20 protein-coding genes are annotated in these 18,789 nt (G+C 57.6%); 10 read left to right on the top strand and 10 right to left on the bottom strand.

Features of this window, described 5'->3' with window-relative positions; translation table 11 throughout:
• Window positions 1-52: 52 nt before the first annotated feature.
• Window positions 53-835 (top strand): Hint domain-containing protein, encoded by a 783-nt coding sequence (locus AC2FGE_RS16430; RefSeq protein WP_496820312.1) that lies wholly within the window; start codon window positions 53-55, stop codon window positions 833-835.
• A 116-nt stretch (window positions 836-951) separates the two neighbouring features.
• On the opposite strand, the gene AC2FGE_RS16425 is transcribed toward AC2FGE_RS16430, so the two are convergent.
• Window positions 952-1,452, bottom strand: coding sequence for an Lrp/AsnC family transcriptional regulator (locus AC2FGE_RS16425; RefSeq protein WP_496820310.1), 501 nt, complete (start codon window positions 1,450-1,452; stop codon window positions 952-954).
• Between the two features lie 213 nt (window positions 1,453-1,665).
• Between AC2FGE_RS16425 and trxB the strand changes: the two genes are divergently transcribed.
• From trxB to AC2FGE_RS16410, 3 genes are all read left to right on the top strand, one after another.
• On the top strand, window positions 1,666-2,607 hold the full coding sequence (gene trxB / locus AC2FGE_RS16420) for a thioredoxin-disulfide reductase (protein ID WP_480499646.1): 942 nt from the start codon (window positions 1,666-1,668) through the stop codon (window positions 2,605-2,607).
• A 129-nt stretch (window positions 2,608-2,736) separates the two neighbouring features.
• The gene (locus AC2FGE_RS16415) at window positions 2,737-4,428 is read left to right on the top strand and encodes an adenylate/guanylate cyclase domain-containing protein (RefSeq protein WP_496820309.1); all 1,692 of its coding nucleotides are present in this window, start codon (window positions 2,737-2,739) and stop codon (window positions 4,426-4,428) included.
• Window positions 4,429-4,626: 198 nt separating this feature from the next.
• The gene (locus AC2FGE_RS16410) at window positions 4,627-6,342 is read left to right on the top strand and encodes a bifunctional sulfate adenylyltransferase/adenylylsulfate kinase (protein WP_496820308.1); all 1,716 of its coding nucleotides are present in this window, start codon (window positions 4,627-4,629) and stop codon (window positions 6,340-6,342) included.
• 66 nt (window positions 6,343-6,408) lie between these two features.
• Here AC2FGE_RS16410 and AC2FGE_RS16405 read toward each other — a convergent pair whose 3' ends face one another.
• From AC2FGE_RS16405 to AC2FGE_RS16395, 3 genes are all read right to left on the bottom strand, one after another.
• The gene (locus AC2FGE_RS16405; protein WP_496820307.1) at window positions 6,409-7,293 is read right to left on the bottom strand and encodes a PhzF family phenazine biosynthesis protein; all 885 of its coding nucleotides are present in this window, start codon (window positions 7,291-7,293) and stop codon (window positions 6,409-6,411) included.
• Window positions 7,294-7,398: 105 nt separating this feature from the next.
• A complete protein-coding gene (locus AC2FGE_RS16400) occupies window positions 7,399-7,623 on the bottom strand; it encodes a DUF1150 family protein (RefSeq protein WP_170536263.1) in 225 nt (74 codons plus the stop codon).
• A 5-nt stretch (window positions 7,624-7,628) separates the two neighbouring features.
• Window positions 7,629-8,042, bottom strand: a complete 414-nt coding sequence (locus AC2FGE_RS16395; RefSeq protein WP_058275530.1) for an Hsp20 family protein — start codon at window positions 8,040-8,042, stop codon at window positions 7,629-7,631.
• A gap of 163 nt (window positions 8,043-8,205) precedes the next feature.
• Between AC2FGE_RS16395 and AC2FGE_RS16390 the strand changes: the two genes are divergently transcribed.
• The 4 genes from AC2FGE_RS16390 (at window position 8,206) to AC2FGE_RS16375 (ending at window position 10,817) form a co-directional block, all read left to right on the top strand.
• Window positions 8,206-8,430, top strand: a complete 225-nt coding sequence (locus tag AC2FGE_RS16390) for a YdcH family protein (protein WP_170536261.1) — start codon at window positions 8,206-8,208, stop codon at window positions 8,428-8,430.
• Between the two features lie 76 nt (window positions 8,431-8,506).
• On the top strand, window positions 8,507-8,992 hold the full coding sequence (gene purE, locus AC2FGE_RS16385) for a 5-(carboxyamino)imidazole ribonucleotide mutase (RefSeq protein WP_496820306.1): 486 nt from the start codon (window positions 8,507-8,509) through the stop codon (window positions 8,990-8,992).
• Window positions 8,989-9,744, top strand: a complete 756-nt coding sequence (locus tag AC2FGE_RS16380) for an NAD(P)-binding domain-containing protein (protein ID WP_496820305.1) — start codon at window positions 8,989-8,991, stop codon at window positions 9,742-9,744. The genes purE and AC2FGE_RS16380 overlap by 4 nt, the downstream gene beginning before the upstream one ends.
• A gap of 2 nt (window positions 9,745-9,746) precedes the next feature.
• Window positions 9,747-10,817 carry a 5-(carboxyamino)imidazole ribonucleotide synthase gene (locus AC2FGE_RS16375; RefSeq protein WP_496820374.1) on the top strand — a complete coding sequence of 357 codons (1,071 nt, stop codon included), beginning with the start codon at window positions 9,747-9,749 and terminating at the stop codon, window positions 10,815-10,817.
• Window positions 10,818-10,880: 63 nt separating this feature from the next.
• Here AC2FGE_RS16375 and AC2FGE_RS16370 read toward each other — a convergent pair whose 3' ends face one another.
• The 5 genes from AC2FGE_RS16370 to groES form a co-directional block, all read right to left on the bottom strand.
• Window positions 10,881-12,032: an alpha-D-ribose 1-methylphosphonate 5-triphosphate diphosphatase gene (locus tag AC2FGE_RS16370; protein WP_496820304.1), complete on the bottom strand. Its 1,152-nt coding sequence runs from the start codon at window positions 12,030-12,032 to the stop codon at window positions 10,881-10,883.
• A complete protein-coding gene (locus tag AC2FGE_RS16365) occupies window positions 12,029-12,802 on the bottom strand; it encodes an alpha/beta fold hydrolase (protein WP_480828011.1) in 774 nt (257 codons plus the stop codon). Before AC2FGE_RS16365 ends, AC2FGE_RS16370 begins: the two co-directional genes overlap by 4 nt.
• Before the next feature lie 38 nt (window positions 12,803-12,840).
• On the bottom strand, window positions 12,841-13,683 hold the full coding sequence (locus AC2FGE_RS16360; RefSeq protein ID WP_496820302.1) for a DMT family transporter: 843 nt from the start codon (window positions 13,681-13,683) through the stop codon (window positions 12,841-12,843).
• 175 nt (window positions 13,684-13,858) lie between these two features.
• The gene (gene groL / locus AC2FGE_RS16355) at window positions 13,859-15,502 is read right to left on the bottom strand and encodes a chaperonin GroEL (protein ID WP_496820301.1); all 1,644 of its coding nucleotides are present in this window, start codon (window positions 15,500-15,502) and stop codon (window positions 13,859-13,861) included.
• A 55-nt stretch (window positions 15,503-15,557) separates the two neighbouring features.
• The gene (gene groES, locus AC2FGE_RS16350) at window positions 15,558-15,845 is read right to left on the bottom strand and encodes a co-chaperone GroES (RefSeq protein ID WP_170352338.1); all 288 of its coding nucleotides are present in this window, start codon (window positions 15,843-15,845) and stop codon (window positions 15,558-15,560) included.
• A 224-nt stretch (window positions 15,846-16,069) separates the two neighbouring features.
• Here groES and bla point away from each other — a divergent pair, with 224 nt between their 5' ends.
• A complete protein-coding gene (bla, locus tag AC2FGE_RS16345) occupies window positions 16,070-16,951 on the top strand; it encodes a class A beta-lactamase (protein ID WP_496820300.1) in 882 nt (293 codons plus the stop codon).
• Between the two features lie 18 nt (window positions 16,952-16,969).
• Here the strand turns inward: bla and AC2FGE_RS16340 are convergent, their stop codons facing one another.
• Window positions 16,970-17,650, bottom strand: a complete 681-nt coding sequence (locus AC2FGE_RS16340; RefSeq protein WP_496820299.1) for a DUF2161 domain-containing phosphodiesterase — start codon at window positions 17,648-17,650, stop codon at window positions 16,970-16,972.
• A 104-nt stretch (window positions 17,651-17,754) separates the two neighbouring features.
• Between AC2FGE_RS16340 and AC2FGE_RS16335 the strand changes: the two genes are divergently transcribed.
• On the top strand, window positions 17,755-18,735 hold the full coding sequence (locus tag AC2FGE_RS16335) for a TraB/GumN family protein (RefSeq protein ID WP_496820297.1): 981 nt from the start codon (window positions 17,755-17,757) through the stop codon (window positions 18,733-18,735).
• Window positions 18,736-18,789 lie beyond the last annotated feature (54 nt).

The raw sequence follows: 18,789 nt of genomic DNA, 5'->3' as shown, positions 1-18,789 counted from the left end.
CTGTACGGGGGTATGCCTCGTCTGTTCGGATATTAGAAAGGAAGGAATACTAGTGACTATTCCTAGTTCACTGGCCCGCGCGGCCCGAAATGCGGTTGAGACATCCGCACTGTTGCGCGAGGTTCCAAGACAAGCATCAAAGCCAAAGGCGCAACTGCGCCGGTATGAGGTAAGCACCCTGCTCGACAACGGGGATGTCGCGCAAACACGCCATATTGCACCTGCGTTGCCCATGTTCGAGGACGCATTTTGCGCCTTCTCGCGTGGATCGCTGGTGGAAACCGAACATGGCCCTATGGCGATTGAAGACCTTATGCCCGGGGATACTGTCCTGACACAGGATGGAACCTCGGAAACCGTCGTCTGGAAAGGATCGGTCACACTGATTCCGGGGCGCGAGGATTCCTATGGACGTACGCGTCCCCTGACGCGAATCATGGCGGACACGTTCGGCATGCAAAAGCCTCTGTCAGGTGTGATCGCCGGCCCGGCTGCGCGACTACTGGGCACGCCGGGGCATTTGCGGCACATTTATGGGGACGGACCCGTTCTGACACCAGTGTCAGAGTTTCAGGACGGCATGAACGTTATTGAAACAATGCCGCCAACTCCGGTAGAGTTGTTTCACATTTGCCTGAAGAAGCATTCGGTCATTCGCGTCGATGGGTTACAGTTTGAAACCTATCACCCGGGGGTAAACGCGGTTCGTTTGATCAGCCATTCGCTGCGGTCGATCTATCTGAATCTGTTTGCGCATGTCGAAACACTGAACGATTTCGGCCCGCTGCTGTTGCCGCGCGCCGGAGACGGAGAGGTAGACGCTCTGACGGCTTAAAATTTACATATTACTGCAGAGCGGGGGCATCATGCAGATATTACTAAGCTGGATTGTATCCTTGGCGGTGGCGGCAATGCTGCCACCCTGCCAGCCACATCCAAAACAGACGCGGTTCACGCGCTACGGTTCATACGCTCTTCCAGAACGTCGAATGGTACGCCTGGCTCGTCTTTTGCGCCTCGGATAACAAGCGAGGTTTTAACGCTGGCCACGTTCGGCGTGGTCAGCAGTTCACCGGTCAGGAATTGCTGAAAGCTGCTCAGATCTGGGGCGACGCATTTCAGAATGAAATCCACTTCGCCATTCAGCATGTGGCATTCACGGACCAGCGGCCATTCACGGCAACGTTCTTCAAATGCGCGCAGTTCGGATTCAGCCTGACTGTCCAAACCGACCATGGCAAAGACCTGAACTTCGAATCCCAATTCGCGCGCGTTTACCGCAGCGTGATAGCTGTTGATGTAACCGGATTCTTCCAATGTACGCACCCGGCGCAGGCACGGCGGCGCAGAGATCCCGACACGTTTGGCAAGCTCAACATTGGTCATCCGACCGTCGGCCTGCAACTCTGCCAGAATTTTGCGATCAATCTCATCCAGCCGTGTGGTGACCATAAAGCGCTCCTGATTTTTCGGTTCTTATATCAGCACCCACCGCTTGCGCAATAATCTTTCGCTGTTGCGCAATATTCTTTGTTTTCAGATCACAAAAACCACCACGCTTCTGCCTCGTTCGTGAAAAGGAAGGGGCTTTAAGCCCTGCGCGCACGCCGCTATATCGGTGCGACGGGCGAGATGCCCAAGTCAGGCAGTTCGAGCGGGGGTACCATGGCCGAGACACGACACACCAAGGTTCTGATCATTGGGTCGGGACCCGCAGGATATACCGCAGGCGTTTATGCCAGCCGGGCCATGCTGGAACCCATTCTGGTGCAAGGCATCGAACCGGGTGGTCAGTTGACCACCACGACCGAGGTCGAGAACTGGCCCGGCGATACCGAGGTTCAGGGCCCTGATCTGATGGTACGTATGCAGGATCACGCCAAGGCCATGGGGTGCGAGGTGATCGGCGATATCATCAGCGATCTGGACCTCAGCAAGCGCCCCTTCACCGCCAAGGGCGACAGCGGCACCATCTATACTGCGGATGCGGTTATTCTGGCCACAGGCGCCCGCGCCAAATGGCTTGGCCTGCCGTCGGAAGAGAAGTTCAAAGGCTTTGGTGTCTCGGCCTGCGCAACCTGCGACGGTTTCTTCTATCGCGGACAGGAAATCGTCGTGATTGGCGGCGGCAATACTGCTGTGGAGGAAGCCTTGTTCCTGACCAACTTTGCCAGCAAAGTGACCCTGATCCACCGACGGGATGAGTTGCGCGCCGAGAAAATCCTGCAAGATCGCCTGTTCAAAAACGAAAAGATCGAGCCCCTTTGGTTCCACCAATTGGAAGAAGTCGTTGGAACGGATGCGCCATTGGGTGTTGAAGGCGTTCGGGTCAAGAATGTCCAGACCGGTGAAATCTCTGAGATTCCCTGTAAGGGGGTGTTTGTAGCTATCGGCCACGCACCCGCCAATGAGTTGGTCAAAGACACACTGGAAACACACATGGGCGGCTATGTGGTGACCAAGCCGGGTTCGACCGAAACCTCAATTCCAGGCGTGTTTGCTGCAGGCGACCTGACCGACCACATCTACCGCCAGGCCGTGACCAGCGCGGGCATGGGGTGCATGGCCGCCCTGGATGCCGAGCGTTTTCTGGCCGAACAGGAATAGAGTGGCGCGCAGAGGTTTCGGGGCACATCGAAACCTCCGCCCTTTTACCTTCGGCGGTACAGGTCTGCTTGACCCGCGCAAGCCCGGCCCTCACACTTGACCCCAACGAAGCATTCGCGGGTACTGGAATTGGATAACGCTCTTTGGCGCGGCGGGTGGGCAGCCCAGCTACGGATTGGCAGCGGCCTGATCCTGTTTGTTTTTGCGTTTTTTCACTTTATCAATATCGGGCTGGGCCTGTTTCACACCGACTACCTGCACGGGATGCAGGAAGGTCGTAAGGCAATCACCCGGCACAATGTCGTCAGCCTGCTCTTCTACGCTGCGCTGATCCTTCACGCGGCACTTGCGGTGATCTCGATCATCCAGCGCAGAACCTTGCGCATGCCTTTCAGTTCCGCGTTGCAGGTTGTGCTAGGGTTACTGATCCCGCTGCAATTGATTTCGCACATCGTGCATACCCGCGTCGCGCATGAGGTATTCGACGTCAATGATGAGATGGGCTACATCATCGTCCTGATGTGGCCCAGCTCAGCCATCTGGATGCAGAGCCTGCTGCTGCTGATCGTCTGGATTCATGGCTGTATCGGCCTGCATATGTGGCTGCGCCTGACCAGTTGGTGGTCAAAAACCGTTCCCTACCTGATCGGCTTAGCGGTTTTTGTGCCCTCCTTTGCGTTGGCTGGTGTCTTAACCGAAGGCCGGCGCATCTGGGTGGATTTCGCGGATGAGTTTCTGCGCGAACAATATGTTGAGCACTATAACTGGCCCTCAGCTGAAACCTTCGACATCCTGTTTGCAATGAAGAACAATGCCGTTCTGGGCTTCCTGATCACGCTCGGTGCATGCGGGGTCTTCTTTCTGGGCCGCAAGCTTTGGCGCCGTAGGCATTCAGTGCGGATCACCTATGCGCAAGGCCCTGATGTGGTTGCGGAAAAGGGCATGACATTGCTTGAGATATCTCAAGCCAACGGCATCCCACACACGGCACTATGTGGCGGTAAGGGGCGTTGCACCACATGTCGTGTCATCGTTGAGGACGGCGGCGAAGGGCTGGACGCCCCAAGCGAAGTCGAGGCCCGCAGCCTGGCTGCGGTGAGCGCCTCGCCCCAGACCCGACTTGCCTGCCAAATCCGGCCGACCGACCCGCTGACCGTCTTCCGTGTCTTTCGCCCGGATGGCGAGCAGAACCGGGGGCATGCCAGCCAAGGGCAGGAACGGCAACTGGCCGTCCTATTTTTGGATATGCGGGGTTTCACAGCGCGCACCACCGGGCAGCTGCCCTATGACATCGTCTTTTTACTGAACCGGTTCTTCGACGCCATCGTTCCGGCCATCACGGATGCGGGCGGCGTGGTTGACAAATACATGGGCGATGGGTTGCTGGCGGTGTTTAACAAAGCCGACGCGGCTGCATCCGCCAAATCAGGGCTCAACGCTGCGATCGAGATCAGCCTTGCGCTGGATGGTTTCAACCAACGCCTCGCAACCGAAGGCAGCCCGGGCATTCGCATTGGAATGGGTCTGCATCTGGGGGATCTGGTACTGGGCGAGATCGGTGCCGCCGGGCACGCTTCGCAGACGATTATCGGAGATGCTGTCAATGTCGCCAGCCGCCTTGAAAGCGAGACCAAAGCACTTGGGGCCGAACTGCTGGTATCAGAGGAATTGTTGCAAGCAGCAGAAGTAACAATCAATCTCGAGCAAATCCGATTGTTCCAACTGCGCGGCGTGACCGAACCGGTTCCCGCACTGCCTGTCGCACGTGCCGCCGAACTGCGCAGCACGGCGGCCAAGGAAGAACAGGCATCCTCTGCCTGATTGGATCGCGTTACAGAAACAGAACCTCAGTCGCCTTTGAAATTGTGTACCGGAAAATCCTTCCAATTCCGGGGAAATCAGCGCATATCGTCCTTTGTTTGGTGACCGGTGGTGGACTTCGGGTAAGAGTCGGGGCAAATCCGCCCCGAAACGGCCGAGAATCACCGGCAAATTTTCCACTGTGACAAGAGTATTCTGATGACGATGTTAAGTAATCTGGCTCCGATCCCCGAACTGTATGTATCGTATGACTCGGCCCAGAAGTTAAAAGTTGAAGCCGCCGATCTGACAAGCTGGGACCTGAGCCCGCGCCAGATCTGCGATCTGGAATTGTTGATGAATGGCGGGTTCAATCCGCTCAAGGGTTTCCTGAGCGAAGCCGATTATGACAATGTCGTCGAAAACATGCGCTTGGCCGATGGCACCCTGTGGCCCATGCCCATCACGCTGGACGTCAATGAAGACTTTGCCGAAGGGATTGAGCTGGGCCAGGATATCGCCCTGCGCGATCAGGAAGGCGTGATCCTTGGCACCATGACTGTGACCGACCGGTGGACACCGGACAAGTCGCGTGAGGCCGAAAAGGTCTTTGGTGCCGATGATGATGCACACCCTGCGGTTAACTACCTGCACAACGTGGCTGGCAAGGTCTATCTGGGCGGTCCCGTCGTCGGCATCCAGCAGCCGGTGCACTATGATTTCCGCGCCCGTCGGGATACACCGAATGAACTGCGCGCCTACTTCCGCAAGTTGGGCTGGCGCCGCATCGTCGCCTTCCAGACACGCAACCCACTGCACCGCGCGCATCAGGAACTTACCTTTCGCGCCGCCAAGGAAGCGCAGGCCAACCTGCTGATCCATCCGGTTGTCGGCATGACCAAACCGGGCGACGTCGATCACTTTACCCGCGTGCGCTGCTATGAGGCTGTGCTGGACAAGTACCCGGCCTCGACCACCTCGATGAGCTTGCTGAACCTCGCCATGCGCATGGCAGGCCCGCGTGAGGCGGTGTGGCACGGCCTGATCCGTGCCAACCACGGCTGCACCCACTTCATCGTCGGACGCGATCATGCCGGGCCGGGTAAGAATTCGGCGGGTGATGATTTCTACGGCCCCTATGACGCGCAGGACCTGTTCCGTAAGCACCAGGATGAAATCGGCGTCGAAATGGTCGACTTCAAACATATGGTCTATGTGCAGGAACGCGCCCAGTACGAACCGAATGACGAAATCCTCGACAAGGATAATGTCACGATCCTGAACATTTCAGGCACCGAACTGCGCCGCCGTCTGTCTGAGGGTCTGGAAATCCCAGAATGGTTCAGCTTCCCCGAAGTTGTGAAGGAACTGCGCAAGACCAAACCGCCGCGCAGCCAGCAGGGATTTACCGTGTTCTTCACCGGTTTCTCAGGCTCAGGTAAATCCACCATCGCAAACGCCCTTATGGTCAAGCTGATGGAGATGGGCGGACGTCCGGTAACGCTGCTGGATGGTGACATCGTGCGGAAGAACCTGTCTTCGGAACTGGGTTTCTCGAAAGAACACCGCGACCTGAACATCCGCCGCATCGGGTATGTTGCGTCTGAGATCACCAAGAACGGTGGCATCGCCATCTGCGCCCCGATCGCGCCGTATGCAACCACGCGCCGTGCCGTGCGCGAGGAGATCGAGCAGTTCGGCGCCTTCTGCGAGGTCCATGTGGCGACCAGCATTGAGGAATGCGAACGCCGCGACCGTAAGGGGCTCTATAAGCTGGCGCGTGAAGGCAAGATCAAGGAGTTCACTGGGATATCGGACCCCTATGACGTTCCCCAAAACCCTGAACTAAGTGTCGAGACCGAGAATGTCGAGGTCGATAATTGCGCCCATCAGGTTCTGCTAAAGCTGGAAAGCATGGGCCTGATCGCCGGGTAAAATACCAGAATACAGAAAGCCCCCGCCAAAACGGGGGCTTTTCTTTTGGCTTAACCCCACATGCGCTTACATCTGATCAGGCAAATCCACCTGTCCGCGCATCAGCACATGACCACGCCCTGCGACCTTGATCCCGGTCATCGCCTCAGATGGCCCAACGCGGGTCACCGTCGCCTGACCAGGACGGCCCATGTCGTGACCCTGCTCCGCGATGAAACTGTCCTTTGGCATCAATCCGTGTTTCCAAAGATATGCAGCCATCGCGCCAGTCGCTGATCCCGTAAACGGGTCCTCGGGCGGGCTGGGCGGGGCCAGCAAAAGACGCGAGAACGTATCGCCCTTGACCGTTGCGCCTTTCAAGGTCACCAGAAAAGGCTCGGCCATGTCCGAACCGGAGAACCCGGCAGCGGCGGCAACCTCACGCAACGGCTCTACATCAAGTCGTGCTGCGCGCAGCGCCTCATGATCACGCAGAACCGTTATGCAAAAGGGCAACCCGGTCGATACAAACTGAGGCGGTGAGATGATGGCATCTTCCGGCAGTTGGATTGTCGAAGCGACAAGGTCAGCAGGCACATATGCGCCGAACTCTGGCGCAACCTGCGTCATCTCAATCTCGTCGCCATTCAACTTGATCGCCACAAGCCCCGCACCTGTTTCAAGTGTCAGAGAATCGCCCGAGATCAATCCCCGCGACCGCATTGCGGCAACCGTCGCGATTGTTGGATGACCGGCAAAGGGGATCTCGCGACTGGCCAGAAAGTACCGCACATGAATATCTGCAAATTTGGACGGCCCGGTGAATGTGCACTCCACCAGCGAGGTCTCGCGGACATAGGCCATGCAAACATCGGCTGGCAGCGCTGCGCCATCATGGACAACGGCGCAGCCATTGCCGCCAAAGGCGCGGTCACTGAAGGCATCCACCCAATCAAAGTCAAACCAGCTCATCGCGCGGCCTCCGAACACAGGACAAATCCGGCAGGGTCCGCCGGTCTCAAACCTTCGCGTGTGTCATTGGGATTGTCACGCCCAAATCAGGCTTAAAGGGCCCCCTCAGTGAACAGCGACCGGTGACAGATCATGCTGTCGTGCCAACACAAAGGCCAGCTTGCGGTCAGCCACAAGTGCCAGCTGCTGACCATCGGAATCATGCACGGCATAAAGCTGATCCAGATCACCCGCCTGATCCTGCAGATCGCTTGGCAGATCGGCAACCTCGACCGTTTTGACATAAACGATACGGTCGCCTTCGGTGTTGATTTCAATCGGTGTATTCATTGCTCTTACCCCTTTCGTATGTTGATTGTCTGCACCACGGTTTCCGGCACGGCGCGGGTTAGATCCACATGCAGCAGACCGTTCTCCATGATCGCCTCGCCCACCTCGACCCCGTCGGCCAGCACAAACATGCGCTGAAACTGACGCGCCGCGATGCCACGGTGCAGGAAGATGCGCCCCTCGCTGTCGTCGCGTTGACGGCCCCGGATCACCAGTTGGCGATCCTCGATGGTGATCGACAAGTCTTCTTCGGCAAACCCGGCCACAGCCAGAGTAATCCGGTACGAAAAATCCGACGTCTGTTCGATGTTATAGGGCGGGTAGCCTTCATTACCGGCCTTTGCAGACCGTTCCAGAAGGCGTTCCAACTGCTCGAACCCCAATAGATGCGGGTATGAGCCAAGAGTAAGTTTTGACACGTTTTCTCGTCCTTTATTGCCAAAGCGACGTGTGGTGCGGCCCCGTTCTGGCAACCGCGCACCATAGAATATGGGAAGAAACCAGGATGTCCACAAGGTCTGGCGTGATAACGTCTGACACACTATCTTGTTGGGTAAGCACCACAACCAGCTCGAGTCGCCAATGAACGCGCCCACCGATCTTTCGATGAAAACCGATGACGTATTGCGGGTTGAGCTTGAGGTTTTCCGACGACAGCACCGTGATCTGGATGAGGCCATCGAAGCACTGCATGACCGCGGGACCGCAGATCAGCTGACCCTGCGCCGGCTGAAAAAGGAAAAGCTGCGCCTTAAGGATATCATCCGATTGATCGAAGATCGTCTGACCCCGGACATCATCGCCTGATATCGGCCTAACGCATTGCCACCAAGGCGGATTTGGATATAGTTCGCGCTCTGCGAACAAGGCGGGGATCAAGCGGATGGGTAACGTCAAAGTCGGGATCATCATGGGCAGCCAGTCGGACTGGCCCACGATGAAGGAAGCCGCAGATATTCTGGACGAATTGGGTGTCGCCTATGAAAAGCGCATCGTGTCGGCCCACCGCACACCGGACCGCCTCTGGGACTATGGCAAATCCGCTGTCGAACGTGGCTTGAACGTGATTATCGCTGGCGCAGGCGGCGCGGCGCACCTACCGGGTATGATGGCATCGAAAACGCGGGTGCCGGTGATTGGCGTTCCTGTTCAGACCCGTGCTCTGTCAGGTGTTGATTCGCTGTATTCCATTGTGCAGATGCCCAAAGGTTTCCCGGTTGCCACCATGGCCATCGGATCGGCCGGTGGTGCAAATGCAGGGCTGATGGCCGCTAGTATTCTGGCACTTCAGGATGACGCTTTGGCCCAGCGGCTGGATGCATGGCGCGTGGCTTTGTCAGCCTCTATCGCAGAAGAACCCGAAGGATGAGGCGGGTCGGCTTTGTCGGAACTGGCCACATCGCGGCACCGATGGTGCGCTTTCTGGCGGCCAAAGGTCATGACATCTGGGTCACCGAACGCAATGCCGAAGTATCTGCACAACTCAAATCAGAATTGGGTGTGACAGTTGCGGATATCCAATCTGTGCTCGACGCCTCAGACATCGTGTTTTTGTGTCTGCGCCCACAGGTGGCCGCTGACATTCTGACGCCTCTGACCTTTCGCGCGGATCAACAGATTGTTTCTGTGATGGCCGCCGTTTCGACAGATCAATTGGCAGAGCTCTGTGCGCCTGCGTCGGATTTCGTACAAACCATCCCGCTAGGCTTTCTGGCAACTGGTGGTTGCCCCTTGGCCGCCCTGGGCAATGATCGCCTATTGGCCAATCTGTTCGAGCCAGAGAACCCCGTGATCAAAGTCGCGGATGAGACGGCGCTGAACGCCCATTTCGCAATCTGCGCCATGGTGCCGGGGATGCTGGATTTGATGGCGACGGGAGCAGGCTGGTTGTCCGGTCAAACCGGAAACTCAGACGGTGCCGAATTTTATACCACCCAGCTGATCTCGGGCTTTCTTTCCGCGATGGAAAAGGGCAAAGCAGGGCGACTTGCGGCCGAGCGCGATGCGCTGGCCACAGATGGAACGCTGAGCCTGCAGATGACCGATACGTTACAGTCGGGCAAGGCACATGACGCGCTGAACGCCGCCCTGGCCGCGATTGGCAAACGGTTGGAGACCTGATGATGACACAGATGCTGGCCCCCGGTGCAACGATTGGAATTCTGGGCGGTGGTCAGTTGGGCCGCATGCTTTCAGTCGCGGCGGCGCGACTGGGCTTTGTCAGCCACATCTATGAGCCCGGCGCGAACCCACCTGCCGGTCAGGTGGCAGATCGCATAACAACGGCGGCGTATGACGACGCCGAGGCGCTAAAGGCCTTTGCAGATTCGGTTGATGTCATCACCTATGAATTCGAAAACATACCGACCGAGGCGCTGGATATTCTGGAAGCGCATCGCCCCATTCGCCCCGGGCGCGAAGCCTTGCGCGTCAGTCAGGATCGACTGACAGAAAAGCGGTTCTTGCAGGAGCTGGGCCTGAACACGGCGCCTTTTGCGGATGTATTAGATCTGAGCAGCCTTGAGGCCTCAATTGAGCAAATCGGAACCCCGGCCATCCTAAAAACCCGTCGTTTCGGCTATGATGGGAAAGGCCAGGCGCGGCTGCGCATGCCCGAGGATGCCAGCGCCGCGTTGGCGGACATGAACGGCGCGCCCTCGATCCTGGAAGGGTTCGTTGATTTCAGCCATGAGGTGTCAATTATTGCCGCGCGCGGGCTGGACGGTCAGGTCGCCTGTTTCGATCCGGGCGAGAACGTGCATCGGGACGGCATCCTGCACACGACCACAGTACCTGCCCGCCTACGTCCGGCGCAGCGCACAGATGCGATCCTGCTGGCCGCCAATATCCTGAATGCGCTCGACTATGTTGGAGTAATGGGGGTCGAGCTGTTTGTGACGCCCAAGGGTTTGATCGTGAATGAGATCGCGCCGCGCGTTCATAACTCGGGCCATTGGACGCAGAATGGTTGCGTCGTCGATCAGTTTGAACAACATATCCGCGCTGTGGCTGGCTGGCCCTTAGGTGATGGGCAGCGGCATTCGGATGTGGTGATGGAGAACCTGATCGGTACCGATATGGACCGCGTACTTGAGCTGGCTCAGGAACGGGACGTCGCCCTGCACCTCTACGGTAAGGCCGAAGTGAAGGCAGGCCGGAAGATGGGACATTTCAACCGGATCGCGCGCGAATAGAAATCACGCTGGCGCGTGATGCCTCCGGCGGAGGTATTTGTGAACAAGAGAAGGGGGCCGGGTTTAAGAGATGAACCGGGCCGCGATGTCTCCGGACATGTAACTGATGCGCCCTCCGGCCAGCGTGGCGGCCACGCGATGGGTCTTTCGATCCAGAATGACAAGGTCAGCGCGTTTGCCTGGCTCTAACGTGCCACGGTCGTTTAGGCCCAGAACACGCGCGGGGCCGGAGGAGATCAAATCCCAGGCGGCAGCCAAATCCAGGACGCCGCTTTTGGCAAGCATCAACGCCGCACGGCGCGGGCTGGGGTAGTGATAGTCAGACGCCAAAGCGTCACACAGACCCATGGCAATCAGTTCAACCGCGCTGGCATTTCCTTTGTGTGACCCGCCCCGGACCACATTGGGTGAGCCGAGAATAATGTGATCGCCTGCTGAACGCGCAGCCTCAGCCGCCTCAAGTGTTTCGGGGAATTCAGAGATGTGAATGCCACGATCCCGCCACCAGGCTCGGGCATCTGCGGTTGCATCATCGTGACTGCCGAGGCGTATGTTCATCCCCACAAGCTGCTCACACAGCGCTTCGATCGCAGCGGGGACTTCTGCCCGGCGGGCATGCATATCAAGCAGCATCTGGAAATGAGCGTCTGGATTACGTCCCGCTTTCAGCGCTTGCCCAGTCAGACGCGGCGGTTTTTTACCCTGTGCAAGGCGATCATGCGGCAGGTGGTCATTAAAGACCACGTAAGGAACCTGCCAGTCTCTGATCCGCGCAACCAGGTCCCCATAGTCGTCCAGCATATGGGTTTCGAACCTTAGCTGAGGGATCAAGTCGGTGACAGTGCTGTTCTTAACCGCAGCAATCGCGTCAAAGACCTGCGCAGCAAAATCGGGACCGCGCACGCCGCCTTCCCAGCTATAGAATTGCGCCAGTACTCCGGTTGTGATCCCATTTGCCGCCAACTCTGCCTCGACCAACAAAATGCCTTCTTTCATTTGCTTCATGGCCCCCCGGCGCGGGGCGATGTGACGTTCGAAACCGTCACCATGTAGGTCGATGATTCCCGGAAGAACCATATAACCGGTCAGGTCAATCTGACGCCCAGCGCTTGAGGCCTGCACCTGCCCGTCAGCTATTGCTACGGGCTCCTGTGTCAGCCCTACGCTCGGCAACAGAACTTCAGCGTTGCACAGCGTCAGCTCCAGCGTTGTCATCTGGTTGGCTCCGACTCTGGTTCAGAGCAATCCTGCCCGATGCAAATCTCGTCAATGATGTCAGTGACCCCATCCAGCCAAGTGATCTGCGGATCAAATTGGCCGAACTCGATGAAATGCAGGGCCTGTGCCATCACGCGCGGATTGTTCATCATGAACGTGTGCGTCACCGGCAGAACGATATGATCCGCCATGCCATCCACCTTGGTGGTTCGGACCGAAACCTTACCATCGTCCCGCCCATCGATCAGTGAAGAAAACACCGGATTCAAAGAATTCTCGCCCGCGATCACGCCCAGTTCGAAATCCACCGCAGGCAGCTTCCTTGGGATGCCTTCAGATCCAGTGCCAAGCTGCAATCCGGCGGGTCCGTTCAGATAACCAAACACTTCCCAAGCGCTGAGCTCATCAACAAGTTGGCTGCCTTGATTAGGCGGGCCTAACATGACGACGCGGCCAAGGTTTTCAGGCCTGTTATCCTGAAGCCAATACCGCAACAAGATACCGCCCATGGAATGCGCGACAACGTTAGCTATATCTTCGCCACAGGCTGCAACCGCATCGGGCAGTGTCTGTTCAGCCAGTTCGGGAATGCCCATATCTGTCGACGGATAGCCAGGGCGTATGACGGTGTAGCCATGCGCCTTGAACAACTGCTCCATCACCGAGAACGACGCCTCGGTTCGCGCCAGCCCATGCAACAGGATGACACATTTGGCGCTGGCCGCCGCAGGCAGGCACAGGAAAATGAGGGCAAACAGAATTCTCATGACCGCCCAATAATGCCAATGAGGGTCTGAGGGAAGACCTACCCTTGGGTCCGGCGCAGAACGGCCAGGGCAATGCCACCCAGTACCAAAGCTGCCCCGGCCAACAGCCGCGCGCCTGCAACTTCACCCAACAGGACCACGCCGCCGACAATCGCGATCACGGGCACACTCAACTGAACCACCGCGGCAACCGAGGGCGCGAGTTGCGGCAAGACCCGATACCAAAGCGCATATCCCAAACCCGACGTGACCCCGCCAGACAATATGGCCAGCACACATCCCGTTGCATCGATCTGCCAATCTCCGCCCATGAAAACCAGCGCCAACGCCGTTACGGGAAGCGCGATAACAAAATTGGCCGCTGTCCCGGCCAAGGCGTCCGGTTCGGACCGCCCGACCAAAGAATAAATCGCCCAACCAAAACCAGCCGCGACCATCAGCGCCGCCCCCGAGGCGTCGACCTGAACCGCCTCAGTCGGCCACAGCACAAAAGCCAACCCAGCCAAAGCGACCGCTGCACCTGCGATTTGCCGGCCTGTAGGTGTTGTCCCAGTTAATGCGCCGATCGCAAACATGGATATCTGAACAACCCCGAACAGGATCAGCGCTCCAAGACCCGCATCCAACGTCAGATAGGCCACCGAAAACCCGATCATGTACAAAGACAGGGACCCTGCCCCCAGAACTCGCCGACCCGAACGCAGCGGCATTGAAGTCTTACGCGCCCACACCAACAGGCTCAGAACCACCGCGCCCGCCAGCACGCGCACAACCGCAAAGCTGGCAGGATCGCTGGCACCGCTGTCAATCGCCAGCCGGTTCAGGATCGAATTCGCAGCAAAGGCGCACATGGTCAGGGCTGTGAGCAAAAGCAACTTCATCCCAACCGCATACCTGCTTCTGTCAGGTTTGCACACTCACATTCCTGCAAACACGCCCACAGCTTCTTCTGTTCAAAAATACCTCCGCCGGAGGCATAGCCGCAAAGCGGCTATTCAAAACGAAACAGGGCCGCCCGAAGGCGACCCCGTCGATAAGCACTAAGGCCTAAGCAGCTTACATCATGCCGCCCATGCCGCCCATGTCGGGCATGCCGCCGCCGGGTGCCGCGCCTTCTTTGGCGGGTTTGTCGGCAACCATTGCTTCGGTGGTGACCAACAGGCCAGCAACCGATGCCGCATCTTCCAGAGCGGTACGGACAACTTTCGCAGGGTCGATCACGCCGAATGAGAACATGTCGCCATATTCTTCGGTCTGAGCGTTGAAGCCGAATGCTGCGTCGTCGCTTTCGCGAACTTTGCCCGCAACCACCGCACCATCAACGCCTGCGTTCTCGGCGATCTGGCGCAACGGCGCTTCGATTGCCTTACGAACGATGTTGATGCCAGCGTCCTGATCGGCGTTTGCACCTGTCAGAGATTCCAGTGCTTTACCGGCCTGAACCAGCGCAACACCGCCACCCACAACAACGCCTTCCTGAACGGCAGCGCGCGTTGCGTTCAGAGCATCGTCCACACGGTCCTTACGCTCTTTCACTTCCACTTCGGTCATGCCGCCGACGCGGATAACAGCAACACCGCCTGCCAGTTTGGCAACGCGTTCTTGCAGCTTCTCACGGTCGTAGTCGCTGGTGGTTTCTTCGATCTGAGTGCGGATCTGAGCAACACGTGCTACGATCTCGGCTTTCTCGCCTGCACCGTCAACGATGGTGGTTTCGTCTTTGGTGATTTCAATCTTCTTGGCAGTGCCCAGCATGTCCATGGTGACGGACTCGAGCTTCATGCCCAGATCTTCGCTGATGACCTGACCACCGGTCAGGATCGCGATGTCCTGCAGCATGGCTTTACGGCGATCGCCGAAGCCCGGTGCTTTGACAGCAGCAATTTTCAGGCCGCCGCGCAGTTTGTTAACAACCAGAGTTGCCAGCGCTTCGCCTTCAACGTCCTCAGCAATGATCAGCAGCGGCTTTTGCGACTGGATCACCTGCTCCAGCAGCGGAACCATCGGCTGCAGCGAGGACAGTTTCTTTTCGTGCAGCAGGATCATGCAGTCGTCGAGCTCTGCGATCATCTTGTCTGCGTTGGTGACGAAGTAAGGCGACAGGTAGCCACGGTCGAACTGCATACCTTCAACAACATCGGTCTCGGTTTCCAGACCTTTGTTTTCTTCGACGGTGATGACACCTTCGTTGCCAACCTTCTGCATCGCGTCTGCGATCTGGCTGCCAATTTCAGCTTCGCCGTTGGCCGAGATGGTGCCAACCTGAGCAACTTCTGCCGAGTCTTTAACTTCGCGCGAAGCCGATTTGATGCCTTCAACAACCTTGGCGGTTGCCAGGTCGATGCCACGCTTCAGGTCCATCGGGTTCAAGCCCGCTGCAACCTGCTTCAGGCCTTCTTTGACGATGGCCTGCGCCAGAACGGTCGCGGTAGTTGTGCCGTCACCGGCTTCGTCGTTGGTGCGGCTGGCGACTTCTTTCACCATCTGCGCGCCCATGTTTTCGAACTTGTCTTCCAGTTCGATTTCCTTGGCAACCGAAACACCGTCTTTGGTGATGCGCGGTGCGCCGAAAGATTTGTCCAGGACCACGTTGCGGCCTTTGGGGCCCAGGGTCACTTTAACAGCATCGGCCAGGATGTTCACACCTGACAGCATGCGGTTGCGGGCATCGGTGTCGAACTTGACGTCCTTTGCAGCCATGTCGTTTCTCCTTGAGAAAATGTATAAAGATGAAGATCAGAGTGAAGCGCGCGGCTTACTCGATGATCCCCATGATGTCGCTTTCTTTCATCATCAGCAGCTCTTCGCCGTCGACCTGAACCTCGGTGCCGGACCATTTGCCGAACAGGATCTTGTCGCCAGCTTTCACAGCCATTGCGATCAACTCGCCGCTGTCTTTGCGGGCGCCTTCGCCGGTCGCAACGACTTCGCCTTCGCTGGGCTTTTCTTTTGCGCTGTCGGGAATGATCAGGCCGCCTGCGGTTTTCTCTTCGCTTTCGGTACGGCGAACCAGCACACGGTCATGAAGCGGTTTCAATGCCATCTTTGCAGCTCCTTGGGCTCAAAGTTATCTATCCTCCCCTCACCCATCGGTGAGGCGTTAGCACTCAGGGTCGTAGAGTGATAACGACGCATAGCTAGGGGGTCGCAAGAAGCGAGTCAACAAGTTGCCGTGATATTTTTTGCCGAATTCTACGGGCCAAGCGGTTTACTGTGGTCTCCAGCCGAATACTCTCGCCGCGGCCACGTTTAGTCGGAGAGAATCCAATGTGTAGATATCATTCCTTTGCCATCGGTCTATTCCTTTTGATTTCTCTGATGGCGGGATCGACTACACCGGTTCAAGCGCAGAGTCTGACTGACACAGTCAAGACATTGGAGCGCGAACTTAGCGCACGGATTGGTGTATTGCTCTATGAGGTCGACAGCGGGTGGGAGGTTGCCTATCGCGCGGATGAAAGGTTTGCGATGTCCAGCACGTTCAAGCCTCTTTTATGCGGCGCGGTTCTGGCAAGGGTCGATGCAGGGACCCAGGCGTTATCGGAACGCATTACCTATCAATCATCTGTCCTTGTCGACTACTCGCCCGTCACCAGTAAACATGTGGAATCCGGCATGACCGTGCAGGACCTGTGCAAAGCAACCATCACGATCAGCGACAACACCGCGGCCAACCTGTTGTTGCAGCAAGTGGGCGGGCCCAGCGACCTAACCAGCTTTCTGCGCACAACAGGCGACACCATCACCCGCCTTGATCGATGGGAAACAGCGCTGAACCAAGCCACACCGGGTGATCCACGCGATACAACAACGCCGCGAGCGATTTTGGAGACGTTGGAACGGCTACTGTTTGGCATGCGCCTTTCACCAGCCTCCGCCGCTCAACTCAGGCAATGGATGATCGAAGATCAGGTCGCCGACGAACTCATCCGCCCTCACGTACCAGAAGGGTGGACAATCGGTAACAAGACCGGCGCTGGTGGCCATGGTAACCGCGCGATCATCGCTTTTCTGCAAACACCAGAATCACGCACCTATCTGGCGGCTATCTATCTCACCGAAACAAGCGCATCCTTTGCAAAACGCAACGCTGTGATTTCCGATATTGGCCGCGCAATAATCGCCGAGATCGAAGCGCACCCTGAGTGAGCAAGCCAATCTGCGCGGCTAGGTTTCATCTGCATCCTCCCAGCTATAGGCCCAGTGCTTCAGCCCCTCTTCACCCGCAGAGGACAGGACATAAACACCTGTCTCAACCTTATCGAACCAGCCATAGTGGTTTTCACGCATCAAGCGTGTGGCGACAGAAACACCGGTTGCAGCCGCAACCTCAGAACCTTTGGTGGCGCCGTGCTCTGCCAGATGCGCGGCGCATTTTAGTGCATCCTGCCGATAGGCTGTGACGATCCCGTGCCGAGTTGCACCTCCGGCGTTGGGATCACCTTCCAGTCGATCAAATTCCCGCAGCATGCGCGCTGCTTTGACCTTGTTCTTTCGCGGTGCGTAGGGCCCGGGATCACACTGCACTTCGACCGCGCCATCAGCACGAACAGTGATCAGCCCCAAGCCCAACCGGCGGCACATCGCCAGATTGTCGCGCAGCGCGCGTCTGGCCGCGCGCCCTGTCGGTTTGCTGACCCCCAGATACACCTGGTCGGTGATCTTTAGCCGCGCAATGGCCTGATGAAACAAGGCCAGCGAGAACCGCAGTTTAAGCTCGACAATCACGGGGTCAGATCCGCCGCGCACCGCCATGATATCCGCCGGGCCCACCTCGCCTTTCACGGTATAACCCTGACGCTCTAACAACGCTTTGATCGGGGGGTATAGATCCTGTTCGCGCTCCATGACTCGATGCTATGGGTTTCCAACAAAAATACCAGATGCGCCGCCTTGAATATGCTGCATTTGGATGACTAAGTCCTTGCCTGACCCATCCCGGAGGATCACGCATGCGCCTGTTGGCCTTGATCGGATTTATGCTGCTGCCCGCCACGGTACATGCCAACTGTGAAGGGCATGACCTGCGCCCGCAAATGTCGCAGGCTCAGCAAGACAGTCTGGAGCAAGCCCTCGCCGACATTCCCTATTCGGAAGGCAACCATTGGATCGCCCGCAAAGGGGACACCACGCTGCACCTGATCGGAACGCTCCATACCAATGATCCCCGCATGGATGCGGTGGTTGAACGCCTGACCCCTGCGCTGAGCCAAGCCGACGCCTTTTACTTCGAGGTCACTCAGGCCGAGATGAAGGCGTTTGAACAAGGTCTCGCACAGGATCTCAGCCCGGTCATGATCACTTCGGGGCCCACGCTGATCGATCTGATGAGCGCCGAAGACTGGGCCAAGCTATCCGATACACTGGCAGAACGGGGCATTCCCAGCTGGATGGCGGCGAAAATGCGCCCCTGGTTTCTGAGCATGATGCTGGGCATTCCACCCTGCCTGATGCAGAACCCGGATGCGAAATACGGGATGGATGCCAGGCTGACCGATCTGGCCGAAGCCAATGACATCCCGCAGCATTCACTTGAACGGGTCGAAGACCTGATGACCTTGTTTGATGATCTTCCAATGCAAGAGCAGGTAGAGTCACTGGTGCGGATGACCGGTGCGCTAAAAAGCGACGCCAATCACCTGACCACGGTGGCCAACGCCTATCTGGAAGAAAAGCACGCCCAAATCCTGCAACTTGCGCGGTTGCAGGGGCTTGAGGCGTCGGGACTGTCTGAAAGCGAATACGCTGTGGAATGGGACCGGTTCGAGCAGAAGATGCTGGTACAACGCAATGCCAACTGGATGGAGCACATCCTGAATATTCAGAACCAGACCGCCGTGATCGCGGTGGGCGCCGGCCATCTGGGCGATGATTTTGGGTTGCTGGCCCTGCTGGAACAGGCCGGATACACGCTGAACCCTGCACCCTTCTAGCCATTTTGTCATGGCCCAAGTCGCATCAGACGAACCGTCGCATGCGCGAAGCTG

Source organism: Ruegeria sp. YTSA075, assembly GCF_059610245.1.
This window is presented reverse-complemented; position numbering and strand designations above follow the sequence as displayed.